This is a genomic window from Nocardia glycosmidis (assembly GCF_052545115.1).
This window is the reverse complement of sequence record NZ_JBQWRH010000014.1, coordinates 64,821-79,193: the sequence shown is the minus strand read 5'-3', so window position 1 is coordinate 79,193 and position 14,373 is coordinate 64,821. Positions and strand designations below refer to the sequence as shown.

General features: G+C 68.3%; 16 protein-coding genes. 6 read left to right on the top strand and 10 right to left on the bottom strand.

All coding sequences use genetic code 11. The features are described 5' to 3' along the window. Positions 1-60 precede the first annotated feature (60 nt). Positions 61-213 (bottom strand): hypothetical protein, encoded by a 153-nt coding sequence (locus ACT86A_RS18510; protein ID WP_445093406.1) that lies wholly within the window; start codon positions 211-213, stop codon positions 61-63. A gap of 226 nt (positions 214-439) precedes the next feature. Between ACT86A_RS18510 and ACT86A_RS18505 the strand changes: the two genes are divergently transcribed. The 3 genes from ACT86A_RS18505 (at position 440) to ACT86A_RS18495 (ending at position 2,402) form a co-directional block, all read left to right on the top strand. Continuing rightward, a complete protein-coding gene (locus tag ACT86A_RS18505; RefSeq protein ID WP_445093405.1) occupies positions 440-952 on the top strand; it encodes a monooxygenase family protein in 513 nt (170 codons plus the stop codon). Positions 953-1,197: 245 nt separating this feature from the next. Continuing rightward, entirely contained in the window at positions 1,198-1,818 is a 621-nt protein-coding gene (locus ACT86A_RS18500) for an arsenate reductase/protein-tyrosine-phosphatase family protein (RefSeq protein WP_445093404.1), read from the top strand. Positions 1,819-1,976: 158 nt separating this feature from the next. After that, on the top strand, positions 1,977-2,402 hold the full coding sequence (locus tag ACT86A_RS18495; RefSeq protein ID WP_445093403.1) for a hypothetical protein: 426 nt from the start codon (positions 1,977-1,979) through the stop codon (positions 2,400-2,402). 49 nt (positions 2,403-2,451) lie between these two features. On the opposite strand, the gene ACT86A_RS18490 is transcribed toward ACT86A_RS18495, so the two are convergent. The 9 genes from ACT86A_RS18490 to ACT86A_RS18455 form a co-directional block, all read right to left on the bottom strand. Then, positions 2,452-3,270 carry an acyl-CoA thioesterase gene (locus ACT86A_RS18490; protein ID WP_445093510.1) on the bottom strand — a complete coding sequence of 273 codons (819 nt, stop codon included), beginning with the start codon at positions 3,268-3,270 and terminating at the stop codon, positions 2,452-2,454. Between the two features lie 95 nt (positions 3,271-3,365). Then, positions 3,366-4,784: a pyruvate kinase gene (gene pyk, locus ACT86A_RS18485; RefSeq protein ID WP_445093402.1), complete on the bottom strand. Its 1,419-nt coding sequence runs from the start codon at positions 4,782-4,784 to the stop codon at positions 3,366-3,368. 379 nt (positions 4,785-5,163) lie between these two features. Beyond that, complete coding sequence (locus tag ACT86A_RS27545) at positions 5,164-5,277, bottom strand: TM2 domain-containing protein (RefSeq protein ID WP_508104366.1); 114 nt, start codon at positions 5,275-5,277, stop codon at positions 5,164-5,166. Between the two features lie 288 nt (positions 5,278-5,565). Beyond that, positions 5,566-6,672, bottom strand: a complete 1,107-nt coding sequence (gene lgt, locus ACT86A_RS18480; protein ID WP_445093401.1) for a prolipoprotein diacylglyceryl transferase — start codon at positions 6,670-6,672, stop codon at positions 5,566-5,568. Between the two features lie 219 nt (positions 6,673-6,891). After that, a complete protein-coding gene (gene trpA, locus ACT86A_RS18475; RefSeq protein ID WP_445093400.1) occupies positions 6,892-7,692 on the bottom strand; it encodes a tryptophan synthase subunit alpha in 801 nt (266 codons plus the stop codon). Positions 7,693-7,765: 73 nt separating this feature from the next. Further along, complete coding sequence (trpB, locus tag ACT86A_RS18470) at positions 7,766-9,025, bottom strand: tryptophan synthase subunit beta (protein ID WP_445093399.1); 1,260 nt, start codon at positions 9,023-9,025, stop codon at positions 7,766-7,768. 5 nt (positions 9,026-9,030) lie between these two features. Continuing rightward, a complete protein-coding gene (gene trpC, locus ACT86A_RS18465; protein WP_445093398.1) occupies positions 9,031-9,849 on the bottom strand; it encodes an indole-3-glycerol phosphate synthase TrpC in 819 nt (272 codons plus the stop codon). Between the two features lie 183 nt (positions 9,850-10,032). Next, positions 10,033-10,842 carry a TIGR02234 family membrane protein gene (locus ACT86A_RS18460; protein WP_445093397.1) on the bottom strand — a complete coding sequence of 270 codons (810 nt, stop codon included), beginning with the start codon at positions 10,840-10,842 and terminating at the stop codon, positions 10,033-10,035. Then, positions 10,839-12,398: an anthranilate synthase component I gene (locus ACT86A_RS18455; RefSeq protein WP_445093396.1), complete on the bottom strand. Its 1,560-nt coding sequence runs from the start codon at positions 12,396-12,398 to the stop codon at positions 10,839-10,841. Before ACT86A_RS18455 ends, ACT86A_RS18460 begins: the two co-directional genes overlap by 4 nt. A 146-nt stretch (positions 12,399-12,544) precedes the next feature. On the opposite strand from ACT86A_RS18455, the gene ACT86A_RS18450 reads away from it, so the two are divergent. From ACT86A_RS18450 to ACT86A_RS18440, 3 genes are all read left to right on the top strand, one after another. Continuing rightward, complete coding sequence (locus ACT86A_RS18450) at positions 12,545-13,000, top strand: peroxiredoxin (protein WP_445093509.1); 456 nt, start codon at positions 12,545-12,547, stop codon at positions 12,998-13,000. Between the two features lie 184 nt (positions 13,001-13,184). After that, positions 13,185-13,739, top strand: coding sequence for a permease (locus tag ACT86A_RS18445; RefSeq protein WP_445093395.1), 555 nt, complete (start codon positions 13,185-13,187; stop codon positions 13,737-13,739). Between the two features lie 179 nt (positions 13,740-13,918). Continuing rightward, complete coding sequence (locus tag ACT86A_RS18440) at positions 13,919-14,371, top strand: MarR family winged helix-turn-helix transcriptional regulator (protein ID WP_445093508.1); 453 nt, start codon at positions 13,919-13,921, stop codon at positions 14,369-14,371. The last annotated feature ends 2 nt before the right edge of the window (positions 14,372-14,373 follow it).

The window sequence follows — 14,373 nt, the reverse complement described above, 5'->3', positions numbered from 1 at the left end:
CTCGATCACCGCAGGTTGGTCGACGCCGAGAAACTCGAAGAATTCGCCGGTGAGTGCGCCTCAGCCGGCCGCCGCGCACAGGACCTCGAGGTGTTCGGAATCGGTGACGGTCTCCTCGGGATCGTCGTCCAGGTCGTCGGGGATCCATCCGGCTTCGCCGGCGAGCGTGTCGATCTCACCCCCATAGCGGTCGGGGTCGGCGGTGTTGTACATGCCCGATTGTCTGACCCCACTCGGCCGACTCAAGGGAAAGAGCGCCCCTGGACACGACCCTCCCTCAGCCCAGGATGGCTCAGCGGTCATTGGCAGCATCCGAAGGCCGGCATCCGGCTCGCCGGCGGCGCCGACCTCGGGTAGCTCGTCGTATTCTCAAGGGTGCAATGCCCTGGTCCCAGGTCGTAGCCGCGGGCGTTGCAACCGAGCACAGCGGAGGTGTGCGATGCGGGTGAACAGGACCACCGTGGACTTGTCGGAATATCCGGATCTGGTGGTGATCTATCTCGGAATGCGGGTGCGGCGGCCGAGGGGGATGCTGCGACTGCTCGGACTCGGACCCGAACTCTATCGGTCACACCGGGACCGGCCGGACGGGCTGCTCCTGCACGAAGACGTCGTCTGGTCACTGTTCCCGCCGCACTGGGGTGCGCGGCAATACTGGCGCGACCTGGACAGCCTCGAAGCGTGGACCCGCACCGCACCGCACCGCGACTGGTGGCAGAAGTTCCTGCGCGACTCGGGCGGCACCGGGCTCTGGCATGAGGCCTACTTCGCGCGCGGTGGCATCGACGCCATGTACGACGATATGGACCCCGCGACCGGCCTGGCGCGGTTCGCGCCGGTCATCCCCGCACGCGGCCGAAGGTTCACCACCCGTGGACGTGTCGAGGACCGACCCGCCGAGCTGGAGCCGGTCGTACGCGAATCCACTTACTACGACAGCGAATCCGAGTAGCCGCCGCATCCGGGTCATATCACGAAGCAATCACAACGCAGTGTTTCGCGGCGCCCGCCACTGGGTACATCCGGTGGGAGGAATCGACCGCACCGCCAGTTGCGTGACGTACGTGGCGAGCCGAGGCGGGAAAGCGGCGTACTCAGTGTACGGCGCACTACGAACAGATGAATATGTTGTTCCCACACCTGGGACTATCGAATCGGGGCCGTTCCGGTAAGCCCCGAGCGGATTACCGTGTTCGTATGCACATCCTGTTCGTCTGCAACGGCAACGTTTGCCGTTCGGTAATCGCCGAGCGGCTTACCCGCGCCCTCGCCGCCGAACACGCTCTGCCCAACCTCACCACCGAAAGCGCGGGAACCCGTGCGCTGGTGGGATTTCCGGTCGAACCGCTCGCCGCACAGACCATCGCGGGACTCGGCGCGGACCCGAGCAACTTCCGGGCCCGCCGCCTCAAGGCGGAGATGATCGACCGGGCCGACCTGGTCCTCGCGATGACCGAACAGATTCGCGACCAGGCGATCGAAATGGCCTTCGGTGCCCGCCCCCGCACTTTCACACTGTTGGAAGCCCACCGCATCGCCCACGTCACTGGTGCTCGCACCATCGCCGACCTGCACACCGCGCGCGACGACCTCTCGCTCGTCGGCCGGGAGAACATCGCCGACCCGGTCGGGCTGTCCGCGCAGTCGTTCTGCGAGGTCGGCGACCGCATCGCCGAGGCGCTCGGACCGCTGCTGCTGGCGCTGGCACCGGACGAGCAACTGCGCCCGCAGGACGACGAGCGCGCCGGGCTGGTGATCCGGCCCGGCGCGTCGCCCGCGCCCCTGGCGACTTTCCTCGCCGCCCAGCGCACGCGGTAACTACCGGCAGCACAAGGGAAACCCACTCGGGCACCGTCGAATACCCCGGATCACCCGCCCGTCACGGGTCGGCTATATCCATTTCGGGCCGGGACAGTTTAAACTCCCGCGGACACCACTCTCGCCGCTGCTGCTTCGACACAGAACAGGAATCAGACATGCCGAAGCGAATTTCGGATGTTGCGCTCCATGTTTATGTGACACCGGAAACGCTCGAACGCGTCGTCGATATCGTGCGCGAGGTGGTGGACGACCACCTCATCGACCGCGACATTTTCGCCTGGCGGTTCACCTTGCCGCTCGATTCCGACGACCCGGCCCACGTGGCCCTGGTGAGCCACTGTGGTGGCGACCGGCTCGACAACGAACCGGAAAACCGCCGCACCTACGAAATCGCACTGAGCCTGGTCGGGGAGCCGAACCAGCTGACCGACGACGGCGTAGCCACGCTGGAACGGCAGCTGCTGCACGGGATCTCCGGTCTCGCGCGCACCGAGCCGGAACGCCAGATCCCGGTCTCGATCCGCGCCAGCCAACGCACCGACGTCGATCTCGACATCGATCGCGAGCGCGAACTGCTGTAGCGCAGGCTCGGCCGCGGGCCGAAGCCGAAGCGAAAGCGCAGACCGCCGCTCAGTCCTGCGAGCTCGCCGGGAAGTGCCGGATGAGCCCTTCCTGCACCGTGGTGGCGAGCAGGTCGCCGCGGCGCGAGTAGAACCGCCCGGTCGCCAGACCGCGAGAGCCCGCCGCCACCGGCGACTCGGTGGCGTACAGCGCCCACTCGTCGAAGCGGAACGGGCGGTGGAACCAGATCGAGTGGTTGACCGTGGCCGCCACGATCCGGTCCAGGCCCCACGACAGCCCATGGGTGGTGAGGATCGAGTCCAGCACCGTGGTGTCGGACGAATAACCGAGCGTCGCCACGTGGATCAGCGGGTCGTCGGGCAGCCTGCCATCCGCACGCATCCACACCCGATTGTGGTTGAGCCGCTCCCCCGTGCCCTTGAGAATCCAGGCCGGGTCGTTGGTGTAACGCATGTCGATCGGATGCGGCGCCTTGACGAACATCTCCAGTTTGTCCTCGAAGCCTTCGAAGCTCTCCTCCACGCGAGGCAGCGTCTCCGGATCGGGAACCTCCGGCTGGGCGTGCGCGTGCTCGAGCCCTTTACCCCAATCCTGGAAAGCGGCGAGCATCACGAACAGCTCCTGGCCGTCCTGGATGGCGGTGACCGTACGGTTGGCGAACGCGCGACCGTCGCGTTGCCGCTCCACCCGGTACTCGATCGGCTTCTTCACGTCGCCGCCACGCACGAAATGCGCGTTCACCGCGTGCACCGGACGGTCACCGACCGTCCGGCCCGCGGCGATGATGGCCTGCGAAACGAGCTGACCGCCGAAGGTCCGGCTCCATACCTTCTCCGGATGCTGGCCGACGAACACGTCCTCGTCCATCTGCTCCAGATCGAGCAGGCCGAGCAGCACGTCCAGGTCGCAGCGCCGCGCAGACGGCTCCTCGACGCTGACCGGGCTGCTGAGGGAAGCACTCACTAATGGTCCTCCTCACCGATGCGGTGCACGTGGATCAGATTGGTGGAGCCGACGGTGCCGGGCGGCGATCCCGCCACGATGACCACCAGATCACCCTTCTGGTATCGGTCCATGGACAGCAGCGCTACATCCACCTGGTGAATCATCGCATCGGTGGTGCTCACCGTCGGGACAATGAAGGTTTCGGTGCCCCAGGTCAGCGCCAGCTGGCTACGCACCTCAGGCAGCGGCGTGAACGCCAGCAGCGGCAGCGGCGTGTGCAGCCGGGCCAGGCGGCGCACCGTGTCCCCGGACTGGGTGAAAGCCACCAGCGCCTTGGCATTGAGCCGCTCGCCGATGTCCCGGGCGGCATAGGAGATCACGCCGCGCTTGGTGCGCGGCACGTGGGTGAGCGGAGGGACACGGGTCGACTCGGTCTCCACCGCGTGCACGATGCGCGCCATCGTGCGCACCGTCTCGATCGGGTACTTGCCCACCGAGGTCTCACCCGACAGCATCACCGCGTCGGCGCCGTCGAGTACCGCGTTCGCCACGTCCGAGGCCTCGGCGCGAGTGGGGCGGGAGTTCTCGATCATCGATTCCAGCATCTGGGTGGCGACGATGACCGGCTTGGCGTTCTCCCTGGCCATCTGGATGGCGCGCTTCTGCACGATCGGCACCTGCTCCAGCGGCAGCTCGACGCCGAGGTCGCCGCGGGCGACCATCACCGCATCGAAGGCGAGGACCACGGCCTCCAGGTTGTCGATCGCCTCCGGCTTCTCCAATTTGCCGATCACCGGTACCCGGCGGCCAGCGCGATCCATCACCTCGTGCACCAGTTCGACATCGGCGGGGGACCGCACGAACGACAGCGCGATGAAGTCGACGCCGAGTTTCAGCGCGAACTCCAGGTCCTCGATGTCCTTGTTCGACAGCGCGGGCACTGAGACGTCCATGCCCGGCAGCGAAACGCCCTTGTTGTTCGAGACCGGGCCGCCCTCGGTGACCCGGCAGACCACATCGTTACCGTCGACGCGGATGACAACCAAGCCGACCTTGCCGTCGTCGACCAGGAGGCGGTCGCCGGGCTTGGCGTCTTTGGCGAGCTCCTTATAGGTGGTGGACACCCGGTCGTGGGTCCCGTCGATGTCGTCGACGGTGATGCGCACTTCTTCGCCCGTCGCCCAGACCGTCTTGCCCTCCAGGAAGCGGCCGAGGCGGATCTTCGGTCCCTGGAGGTCGGCGAGAATGCCGACAGCGCGGCCCAGGTGGTCGGCGGCCTGCCGCACCTTCTTGTAGTTCTCGGCATGGTCCGCGTGCTCGCCGTGGCTGAAGTTCAGCCGAGCTACGTCCATGCCGCTCTCGACGAGTTCGCGGATACGGTCCTCGGAGGCAGTGGCCGGGCCGAGCGTGCACACAATCTTCGTCCGTCGCATCACGGGTAGAGCCTAGTCCCGCTGGTCCATAGGTCCTGCTGCGGCCATGGTGAAACGTAGGTGAAAAATATGAACGCGAGCGTGATAGCCGCTACAAACAAATAATCAGCGCGCGACCGGAGAGATGGACCTCGTTTCCAGCCGGGTCCCTCGAACCCGACAGTCAGCACGACAGCGCCACCCGCGTTGCGACTGAAGGCGAAGCCACGGCGGCCGGCGATACGGTCGATCGCGATCCGGATTGCGGCGGCGCCCAACACATGAGGAACAACCGCGCCGGCAGCGAAGTGCCGCGGATGAGCGAGATTCAGCGGGCGGCCGTCGAGTACGCGGGGAGGCGGGGATCCCGGCGCCCGCCTCCCTGTTGTGCCGACCGTCGCGATCAGTCGCGCAGCGGGCGGCCTTGGGGATCAGGGACCTTGCCGACCAGGATCAGGATGCCGTCGATGACACCCCAGATGCCGCCGATACCGCAGGTGACGAGCGTGACCACCAACTGGGCGATGCCGAGCCCGTGGCGCCCGGAATGCGCTGCTCAGGATCGGTCACTCAGGTCCTCCTCATTCGTGCGGGCACCTTCTGCTCGGCCCCCGTCCTTGCCGGACCGCCGATTTGCCGCTCGCGACGATCACGAGACATTGTCGCCGGGATCGACCGAGTTGTCGCGCTCGATGTTCTCGGTCCTGCGAGTAGATATCGCGGTGCGCCGCCGATTCGTTGCCGTGGAGGAGAATTCGGATAGCCGGCCGGATCGTCGCTGTCGCCCAGGCCGGACCGGACGAAATCAGCTCTTGTCCGGACCGGCCTGATCCGAACCGGTCTCGACGGACTCGACGCCGGACGGTTCCGCACCGATCGTCTTCTCGGTGGTCCCGCCCGGGGCCGCATCGGCCACTGTCTCCCCGGATGCGGCGGCGTCCGAAGGCTTCTCGGCCTGCGCCGTACCCGCGGCGCGCAGCGCGCGAAGCTGCCACGGGCGCGGGCTCGCGCCGGGCTGCAACTGCTCCGGGGTCTCCCGGCCTTTGGTGGCGAACACGAAGTAGGCGATCGCTGCCAGGAATACCACCGCGGAGGTGAACGAGTTGATCCGGATACCCGCGATCTTGGTCGCCTCGTCGGCGCGCATCAACTCGACGAAGAACCGCCCGAAGCAGTAGCCGGCGACGTAGAGGGCGAACAGACGCCCGTGCCCGATCCGGAAGCGCTTGTCCACGTACACCAGCAGCACGACGACGAGCAGGTTCCAGATCATCTCGTACAGGAAGGTGGGATGCACGATCTTGTCGACCACGCCGGTGGAGACGCCGTTCATCATGTCCAGCTGACCGTCGTCGCCCACCCGGCGGAAGATCTGCAAACCCCACGGCACGTCGGTCTCGCGGCCGTACAGCTCCTGGTTGAAGTAGTTGCCGAGTCTGCCGATGGCCTGGGCGAGCAAGATCGGCGGGGCGACCGCGTCGCCCAACGCGGGCAACGGGATTCGATACACCCGGCACCCGATCCACGCGCCGATGCCGCCCACCAGCACCGCACCCCAGATGCCGAGTCCGCCCTGATAGATCTTCAGCGCGGCGATCGGGTTCCCGTCCGCCCCGAAGTACTTCTGCCAGTCGGTGGCCACGTGATAGAGCCGGCCGCCGACCAGACCGAACGGCACCGCGAACATCGCGACATCCAGGATCGCGCCGGGCTGCCCACCACGCGCGCGCCAGCGCTGCTCACCCCACCAGATCGCGACGACGATGCCGAGGATGATGCACAAGGCATACGCCCGCAGGGGGAACGGCCCGATCTGCCACACACCCTGCGCGGGGCTGGGAATGTAGGCAAGCACGGCGTCGCTGATGCCGCCGTTGGCCAGGACACTGTCTGCCAGGACTGGAAAGGTCACGGGGCCACCGTAGCGGAGATGCTCAACCGCCCCGCCACCACCGCACCACCCACGCCGCGGCCAAGCTCGTCACCGCGGCTCCAGAGCGTCCGCCGCGATCGGTTGATGCGCGTGACGGCGGCCGGTACCGACTGCCGGGCCCTGTCATACAGACGGTCCAGAGCGCCGTTACCCACACCTGGTCGTATGACGGCGCAGGTCGCGCGGCGTGTCGAGATCCTACGACGCGACGGTCGCCGACCGCACGCCCTCGGCGAGTTCCGCCGTGAGTGCGCGGACCGCGTCCAAACCCTGGTCCGCCGCGCTCACCAGTGCCGAGCCGACGATGACGCCATCGGCGTAGGCAGCGATTTCGGCGGCCTGCGCGCCGGAGCGCACACCGAGCCCGACACCGATCGGGATGTCGGAATGGGCCCGGATACGCGCGCACAGCGCGGGCGCGGCCGAAGACACCGCGTCGCGAGCGCCGGTGACACCCATGGTCGAGGCCGCGTACACGAAACCGCGGGTGGCCTCGAGCGTCTTCACCAGGCGCTCCTCGGTGGACGACGGCGCCACCAGGAAAATGCGGTCCAGGTTGTGCGTGGACGAGGCCACGAACCAGTCGTCGGCCTCATCCGGAATCAGGTTGGGGGTGATGATGCCGGACCCGCCCGCCGCGGCCAGATCCCGCGCGAAGCGATCGACGCCGTACTGGAGTACCGGATTCCAGTAGCTCATCACCACCGCCTGACCTCCCACGCCGGTGATGGCCTCGACCACGGAGAACACGTCGCGCACCCGCACTCCGCCGCGCAACGCCTGCACGGCGGCGGCCTGGATGGTCGGGCCGTCCATCACGGGATCGGAGTAGGCGACGCCGACTTCGACTATGTCGCAGCCGGATTCGACCATCGCGCGCACGACATCGATCGACCCGGCGAGGTCGGGAAAGCCCGCGGGCAGGTAGCCGATCAGTGCGGCGCGTCCCTGCGCGCGGCAGGTGGCGAAGATGTTCGCCAGACGAGACTGCTGGCTCACCGCTGTGCCCCACTGGGCTGCGTGACAGTCGCTACGGCCCGCTCGCGCAAGGCTGCGCCGCGCTGATGCTCGCTCACTGGTCCGCCTCCTCGGTCTCGGTGTCGAACAGCCCGAACCACTGCGCTGCCGTGTCCATGTCCTTGTCCCCCCGCCCGGAAAGATTCACCAGGATAATCGCGCCGGGACCGAGCTCCTTGCCCAGCTGCAGCGCACCCGCCACCGCATGCGCCGACTCGATCGCCGGGATGATGCCCTCGCGGCGGCTGAGCAGCAACAGCGCGTCCATCGCTTCGGTGTCGGTGATCGGCCGGTACTCGGCGCGGCCGATGTCTTTGAGATAGGCGTGCTCGGGGCCGACGCCGGGGTAGTCCAGGCCCGCCGAGATCGAGTGCGACTCGATGGTCTGCCCGTCCTCATCCTGCAAGAGGTAGGAGTACGCGCCTTGGAAGGCGCCCGGGGTCCCGCCGGTGAAGGTGGCCGCGTGGCGGCCGGTTTCGACGCCGTCGCCGGCCGCCTCGTAGCCGATCAGCCGGACGTCGGCGTCATCGAGGAACGGGTGGAAGATACCGATGGCATTGGATCCGCCGCCGACACAGGCGACGACCGCATCGGGCAGGCGACCGGTCGATGCCTGCACCTGGCTGCGGGCTTCCAGGCCGACGACGCGCTGGAAATCACGCACCAGCATCGGGAACGGGTGCGGACCCGCGGCCGTGCCGAAACAGTAGTAGGTGTTGTCGGCGTTGGTCACCCAGTCGCGCAGCGCCTCGTTGATGGCGTCCTTGAGGGTCTGCGAACCGGAGGTCACCGAGACCACTTCGGCGCCGAGCAGACGCATGCGGGCGACGTTCAGCGCTTGGCGCGCGGTGTCGACCGCGCCCATGTAGATGACGCAGTCCAGGCCGAGCAGCGCGCAGGCGGTCGCGGTGGCGACGCCGTGCTGGCCCGCGCCGGTCTCGGCGATCACCCTGGTTTTGCCCATCCGCTTGGCCAGCAGCGCCTGGCCGAGCACGTTGTTGATCTTGTGCGATCCGGTGTGGTTCAGGTCTTCGCGCTTGAGCAGGATGCGCGCGCCGCCCGCGTGCTCGGCCAGCCGCTTGCACTCGAACACCGGCGACGGGCGGCCGGCGTAGTCGCGTTGCAGCCGGTCGAGCTCGTTGAGGAACGAGTCATCGATCCGGGACTTCTCATACTCGGCGGTGACCTCCTCGATCACCGCCATCAGCGCCTCGGGGACGTGCCGGCCACCGTAGACGCCGAAGTGCCCGCCCGCGTCCGGCTCGTGGCCGCTGCGGTGGGCAACGCCGTCGCTGGCCTGAGGTAATGCCGCCATACCCATCACCGGCCCCGCCGCGCCGGCTTCGGGCAGGACGGGTGCGTGCCCGCGGTCACCAGCTCGGACACCGCGGAGCGTGGGTCGCCGCTGGTCACCAAGCCCTCGCCGACGAGAACGGCGTCCGCGCCCGCGCCCGCGTAGGCCAGCAGGTCCGCGGTGCCACGGATGCCGGACTCGGCGATCCGGACGACATCGGTGGGCAGTCCGGGCGCGATCCTGGCGAACACGTCGCGATCGACCTCGAGCGTCTTGAGGTTGCGAGCGTTCACACCGATCACCGAAGCGCCGGCCTCCAGTGCGCGATCGGCTTCCTCCTCGGTGTGCACCTCGACCAGCGCGGTCATCCCCAGCGATTCGGTGCGGTCGATCAGCGCGGACAGCACGTCCTGCTCCAGCGCCGCGACGATGAGCAGGATGACGTCCGCGCCGTGCGCGCGGGCCTCGTGGATCTGATACGGGCCGACGACGAAGTCCTTGCGCAGCAGCGGAATGTTCACCGTGGCGCGAACCGCGTCCAAATCGTCCAGCGACCCGTTGAAGCGGCGGCCCTCGGTGAGCACGCTGATGATCCGCGCGCCACCGTCCTCGTAGGCCTTGGCCAGGCTCGCCGGGTCGGGGATGTCCGCAAGCTCGCCTTTGGACGGGCTGGCCCGCTTGACCTCGGCGATCACGCCGATGCCGTCCTCGAGCAGCGCGGCGCGGGCGTCCAGGGGGGTGGGCGCGGCGGCGCCGGCGGCCTTGACCGCCTGGAAGTCGAGAAGGGCTTCCCGAGCGGCCACATCCGCGCGGACCCCGTCGAGAATCGAGTCGAGTACCGTCATCTGGCTCGAATCCTTTCTGGGGAGACGGACTTGCTACCTGAGAATCCCCCCAGGCGCTGTCTCACCGATGCTGACAAAGAATAAATGGACCTACCGGGCGCGCCCGCGCCGGGGCCGGAGTTCAACCACGGCGAAGTGCTCGACGCAAGGTGGTAACCGCCACACTCGCCGCGCAGCGGCAGCTCAACGCCCACGTCGGTCCGCCTCGCCAGGGCCCGGATCGTCCGGCGGCGCCTCGGTCGGATCGGTGCCGGCGTCCAGCGCGTCCCACAGCACACGCTCGGACAACTGGGGCGACGATCCGTCATCCGGCGACTGCGCACGCCGCTGCGCGACCTCCGCCGTCGCGGCCGCGCGCCGGAAGACCGGGTTGTCGTATTTGCCGGACAGCCGCGCCGTTCCCGCGGACATCCGGGCCAACAGGACGCCGGCGCCGAACGCGGCGATCGCGCCGAGCAGGGCGAGCACGGCCGGGAAAGCCGATGCGGTCGCCTCCTGCACCTGGGCGCGCGCCGGGAGCTCGGCGAGCTGCGCGGCCCGTTCGGCGATCTTGCCGGAGTTGGTCAGCAGCGCGAAAGCCGGCACCGCGGCCGCCGCGGCGACCAGAGCGATCAGCACACCCACCACCCGGCGCAACCAGCCCCTGGTGGCCACCGCGGCGGCGATCGAGGCGAGCAGCACGAGCGCCAGCGGGGTCAGAGCGCCGAACCACAGCCCGCCGTTGAGGCGATCGGTGCGCGGCTGGGTGAGACCATCGGAGGAGCTGACTGTCACCCACGTCATCCGCGACGAGGCCCAGAGCGCGGCAGCGGCGATGGCCAGCAACACGATGGCGCCCACCGGATACCCGCGCCGCGAATCGGCGGCATCGGCATCGGCAGGAGACGATTCCGCGGGCGTCGCGGGAACAGATTCCGGTTCCGCCGGGGCGCCCACGTCCAGGGCGGGCTCACGGGCCCGACCTGGTTCCTGCTCCGGATCTGGCGCTGTCATCGCGGATCGCCGCCCGCCACATCCGGTGCCATACCGTAGGCCCGGACCGTGCTGGCCGCCGCGATCGCCTTCAGCACCGCCATGGCCTTGTTGCGCGACTCCACGTCCTCGTACTCCGGGTTCGAGTCCGCGACCACACCCGCGCCCGCCTGCACGTAGGCCGTGCCGTCTTTCAACAGGGCGGTGCGGATGGCGATCGCGGTGTCGGCGTCACCCGCGAAGTCCAGGTAGCCGACGACACCGCCGTAGATGCCGCGGCGGGTCGGCTCGAGTTCTTCGATCAGCTCCATGGCCCGCACCTTCGGCGCGCCGGACAGGGTGCCCGCCGGGAAACAGGCCCGCACCGCGTCCAGCGCGATGCGGCCGGCAGCCAGCCGCCCCGACACCGTCGACACCAGGTGCATCACATGGCTGTAGCGCTCGATGTGCCGGTACTCGTTGACCCGCACGGTGCCCGGCTCGCACACCCGGCCCAGATCGTTGCGGCCGAGATCGACGAGCATCAGGTGTTCGGCGTTCTCCTTCTCGTCGGCGAGCAGGCCCTTCTCCAGCAGCAGGTCCTCCTCTTCGGTGCCGCCGCGCCAGCGGGTGCCCGCGATCGGATGGGTCGTCGCCACACCGTCTTTCACGGTCACCAGCGCTTCCGGGCTGGAGCCGACGATGGAGAACGCGGTGCCGCCCTCGCTGTCCGGGATGTGCAGCAGGTACATGTACGGACTCGGATTCGACGCGCGCAGCATCCGGTAGAGGTCGAGGGGCGCGCCGTCGTAATCCATCTCGAAACGCTGCGACAGGACGACCTGGAACGCCTCGCCCGCCTCGATCTCCTTCACCAGGCGGCGCACCCCCGCGCCGAACTCCTCGGTGGTGCGCCTGCGCCGGTACTGCGGCTCGGGCCGGTCGAACACCGACACGGTGGAATCGGCGGGCGCGCCGAGCGCGGCGGTCATCCGGTCCAGCCTGGCCACTGCGTCGTCGTAGGCTTCGTCGACCCGCTCGGCGGTGCCGTTCCAATTGACCGCATTGGCGATCAGCGTGATCGCGCCCTCGTGGTGGTCGAACGCGGCCAGGTCGGTGGCCAGCAGCAGCACCATTTCCGGCAGGTCCAGGTCGTCCAGCGTCAGGTTCGGCAGCCGCTCTATCCTGCGTACCGCGTCGTAGCCGAGGTAGCCGACCATGCCGCCGGTCAGCGGAGGCAGGCCGGGCAGTCGCTCGGTGCGCAGCAACTCCAGCGTCTCGCGCAGCGCCACCAGCGGATCGCCCCCGGAGGGCGCGTCGGCCGGGATGTGCCCGAGCCAGGCCGCCTCGCCGCCGACGACGGTGAGCGCGGAGGGGCTGCCCGCCCCGATGAACGACCAGCGCGACCAGGACCGTCCGGTCTCCGCGGACTCGAACAGGAACGTGCCCGCCCGATCGCCGGCCAGCTTGCGATAGGCCGACAGCGGAGTCTCCGAGTCCGCCAGCACTTTTCGGGTCACCGGGACCACCCGATGCTCTGCGGCCAGCAGATGGAACTGCTCGCGGGTCGTGGTGGTGGGCGTGGACGTGCCTGGCATAGGTCCATCATCCCAGGCCGGACCGACAAGCCGATGAGCGGTGCCGGTGATTCGGCCGGTCGCTCGATACCTCACCACCTGGCCGCACCTCACCGCCAGGCCGCGCTGACGCCCACGTAGATCAAATGGCCGGTAAGTTCTCGGGTATGCAACCAGGACAGCCCGCCCCGCAGTTCGAGCTTCCCGATCAGTCCGGAACACCCCGCTCACTCGACGCGTTGCTGGCCGATGGCCCACTGGTCCTCTTCTTCTATCCCGCGGCCAATACCCCGGTGTGCACGGCCGAAGCCTGCCATTTCCGTGACTTGACCGCCGAATTCGCCGCCGTGGGCGCCACCTGCGTCGGTATCAGCACCGATGGGGTGGATACGCAAGCGGGGTTCGCCGAGAAGCAGCGCCTCGGCTATCCGCTGCTGTCCGACGCCGACGGCGCGGTGGCCGCGCAGTTCGGCGTGAAGCGCGGACTGCTGGGCAAACTGGCGCCGGTCAAGCGGCAGACCTTCGTCATCGACACCGACCGCACCATCCGGAAGATCATCACCGGCGAGCTGCGCGCCAACGTGCACGCCGACCAAGCGCTGGCGTATCTGCGCTCCCGGTAAACGCGGGCAAGGGCGTGCGTGTCCGACCGGGTATGCCGGGCGGTGGTACGGCGACAAGATGCTGGTCGAGCCGGGTGACCGTCGGGACACACGCATCGGTCGGCGCCGATGGACGGAGCAGGACGACGTCCGCGCGACGCGCGCCGGACCGGGCGAAGGCGAGGCCGCCGCATAGGCTTTATGCATGACTTCGACCGACGTTCAGCCCGGCGCACGCAAATCCACGGCTGCCGTCTGGCGCACACGGATCATCGTGGTCGCCGCGATGCTCGCATTCCTCGTCCTGGCCTATCTGATCCTGTCCGCGTTCATCCCGCGCTGGTGGGCCCAGCGGGTCGGGGCGATGGTGGGCGGCAGCTTCGCCGAGGGCATCGGCTGGGGCCTGTTCTACGGCGGATTGTGCACCGCTGTAGCGCTGTTCCTGCTGCTGTTCGCCGTGCTGGTCTGGCGGCGGAAGGGCGGCCGGTTCCTGGCGGGCGCCGCGGCGGTCGTCGCGATCGGGTTCGCCATACCCAACCTGATGACGCTGACCGTCGTGTTGGGCAATGGCAGCGCGGCCCACGCGGGCGAGCGGATCATGGATGTCGACGCGCCCGCATTCCGTGGCGCCGCGCTCGTCGGCGCAATCGTGGCGATGCTGTTGTTCCTCGTCGCGGTGGGCTTGCTGCTGCTGCGCAAATGGCGGCAAGCGCACCCGCGCACGTCCGAGGCGCCAACGGCAGGGCCCGATAAGATGTGAAGGAACTCACGTCATATGCGATCCGCATACCGGTCGAGCGAATTCATGGCAAACTATTGGTCGCGGATGATCGCTAGCACCGCGAACGCAACCACGTCACTTGGCTCGAAAGAAGGCACACAGTGACGAAGTGGCTCGATCCCGTCGAACAACGAGCTTGGCGCGCCATTGTGGCGCTGATGACACGTTTGCCGGCCGCATTGGATACCCAACTGCAGCGCGAGTCCGGCGTGACACACTTCGAGTACTGGGTGCTGACGCTGCTCTCGGAAGAACCGGGACACCGGCTTCAGATGAGCGATCTTGCCCATAAAGCAAACGCATCGCTATCGCGGCTGTCGCATGTGGTGTCAAAGCTGGAGCGCATGAGCTGGGCTGAGCGCTCGGCGACCGCGGGACGCCGTGGCGTGTACGCCGCGCTCACCGACGCGGGCTACCTGAAAATCGTCGAGGCCGCGCCGGGATACGTGGACGCCGTACGCCACCTGGTCTTCGACGGCCTTGACGAGGGGCGCAAGGCCCAGCTCGCCGAACTGGCCGAGCTACTGGCCGCACAGCTGGCCGACCGGCTCGACCAGTCCGGCGGACTCACTTCGGCGGGCAACGACGACACCCACCAATCCAGCGCGTAACC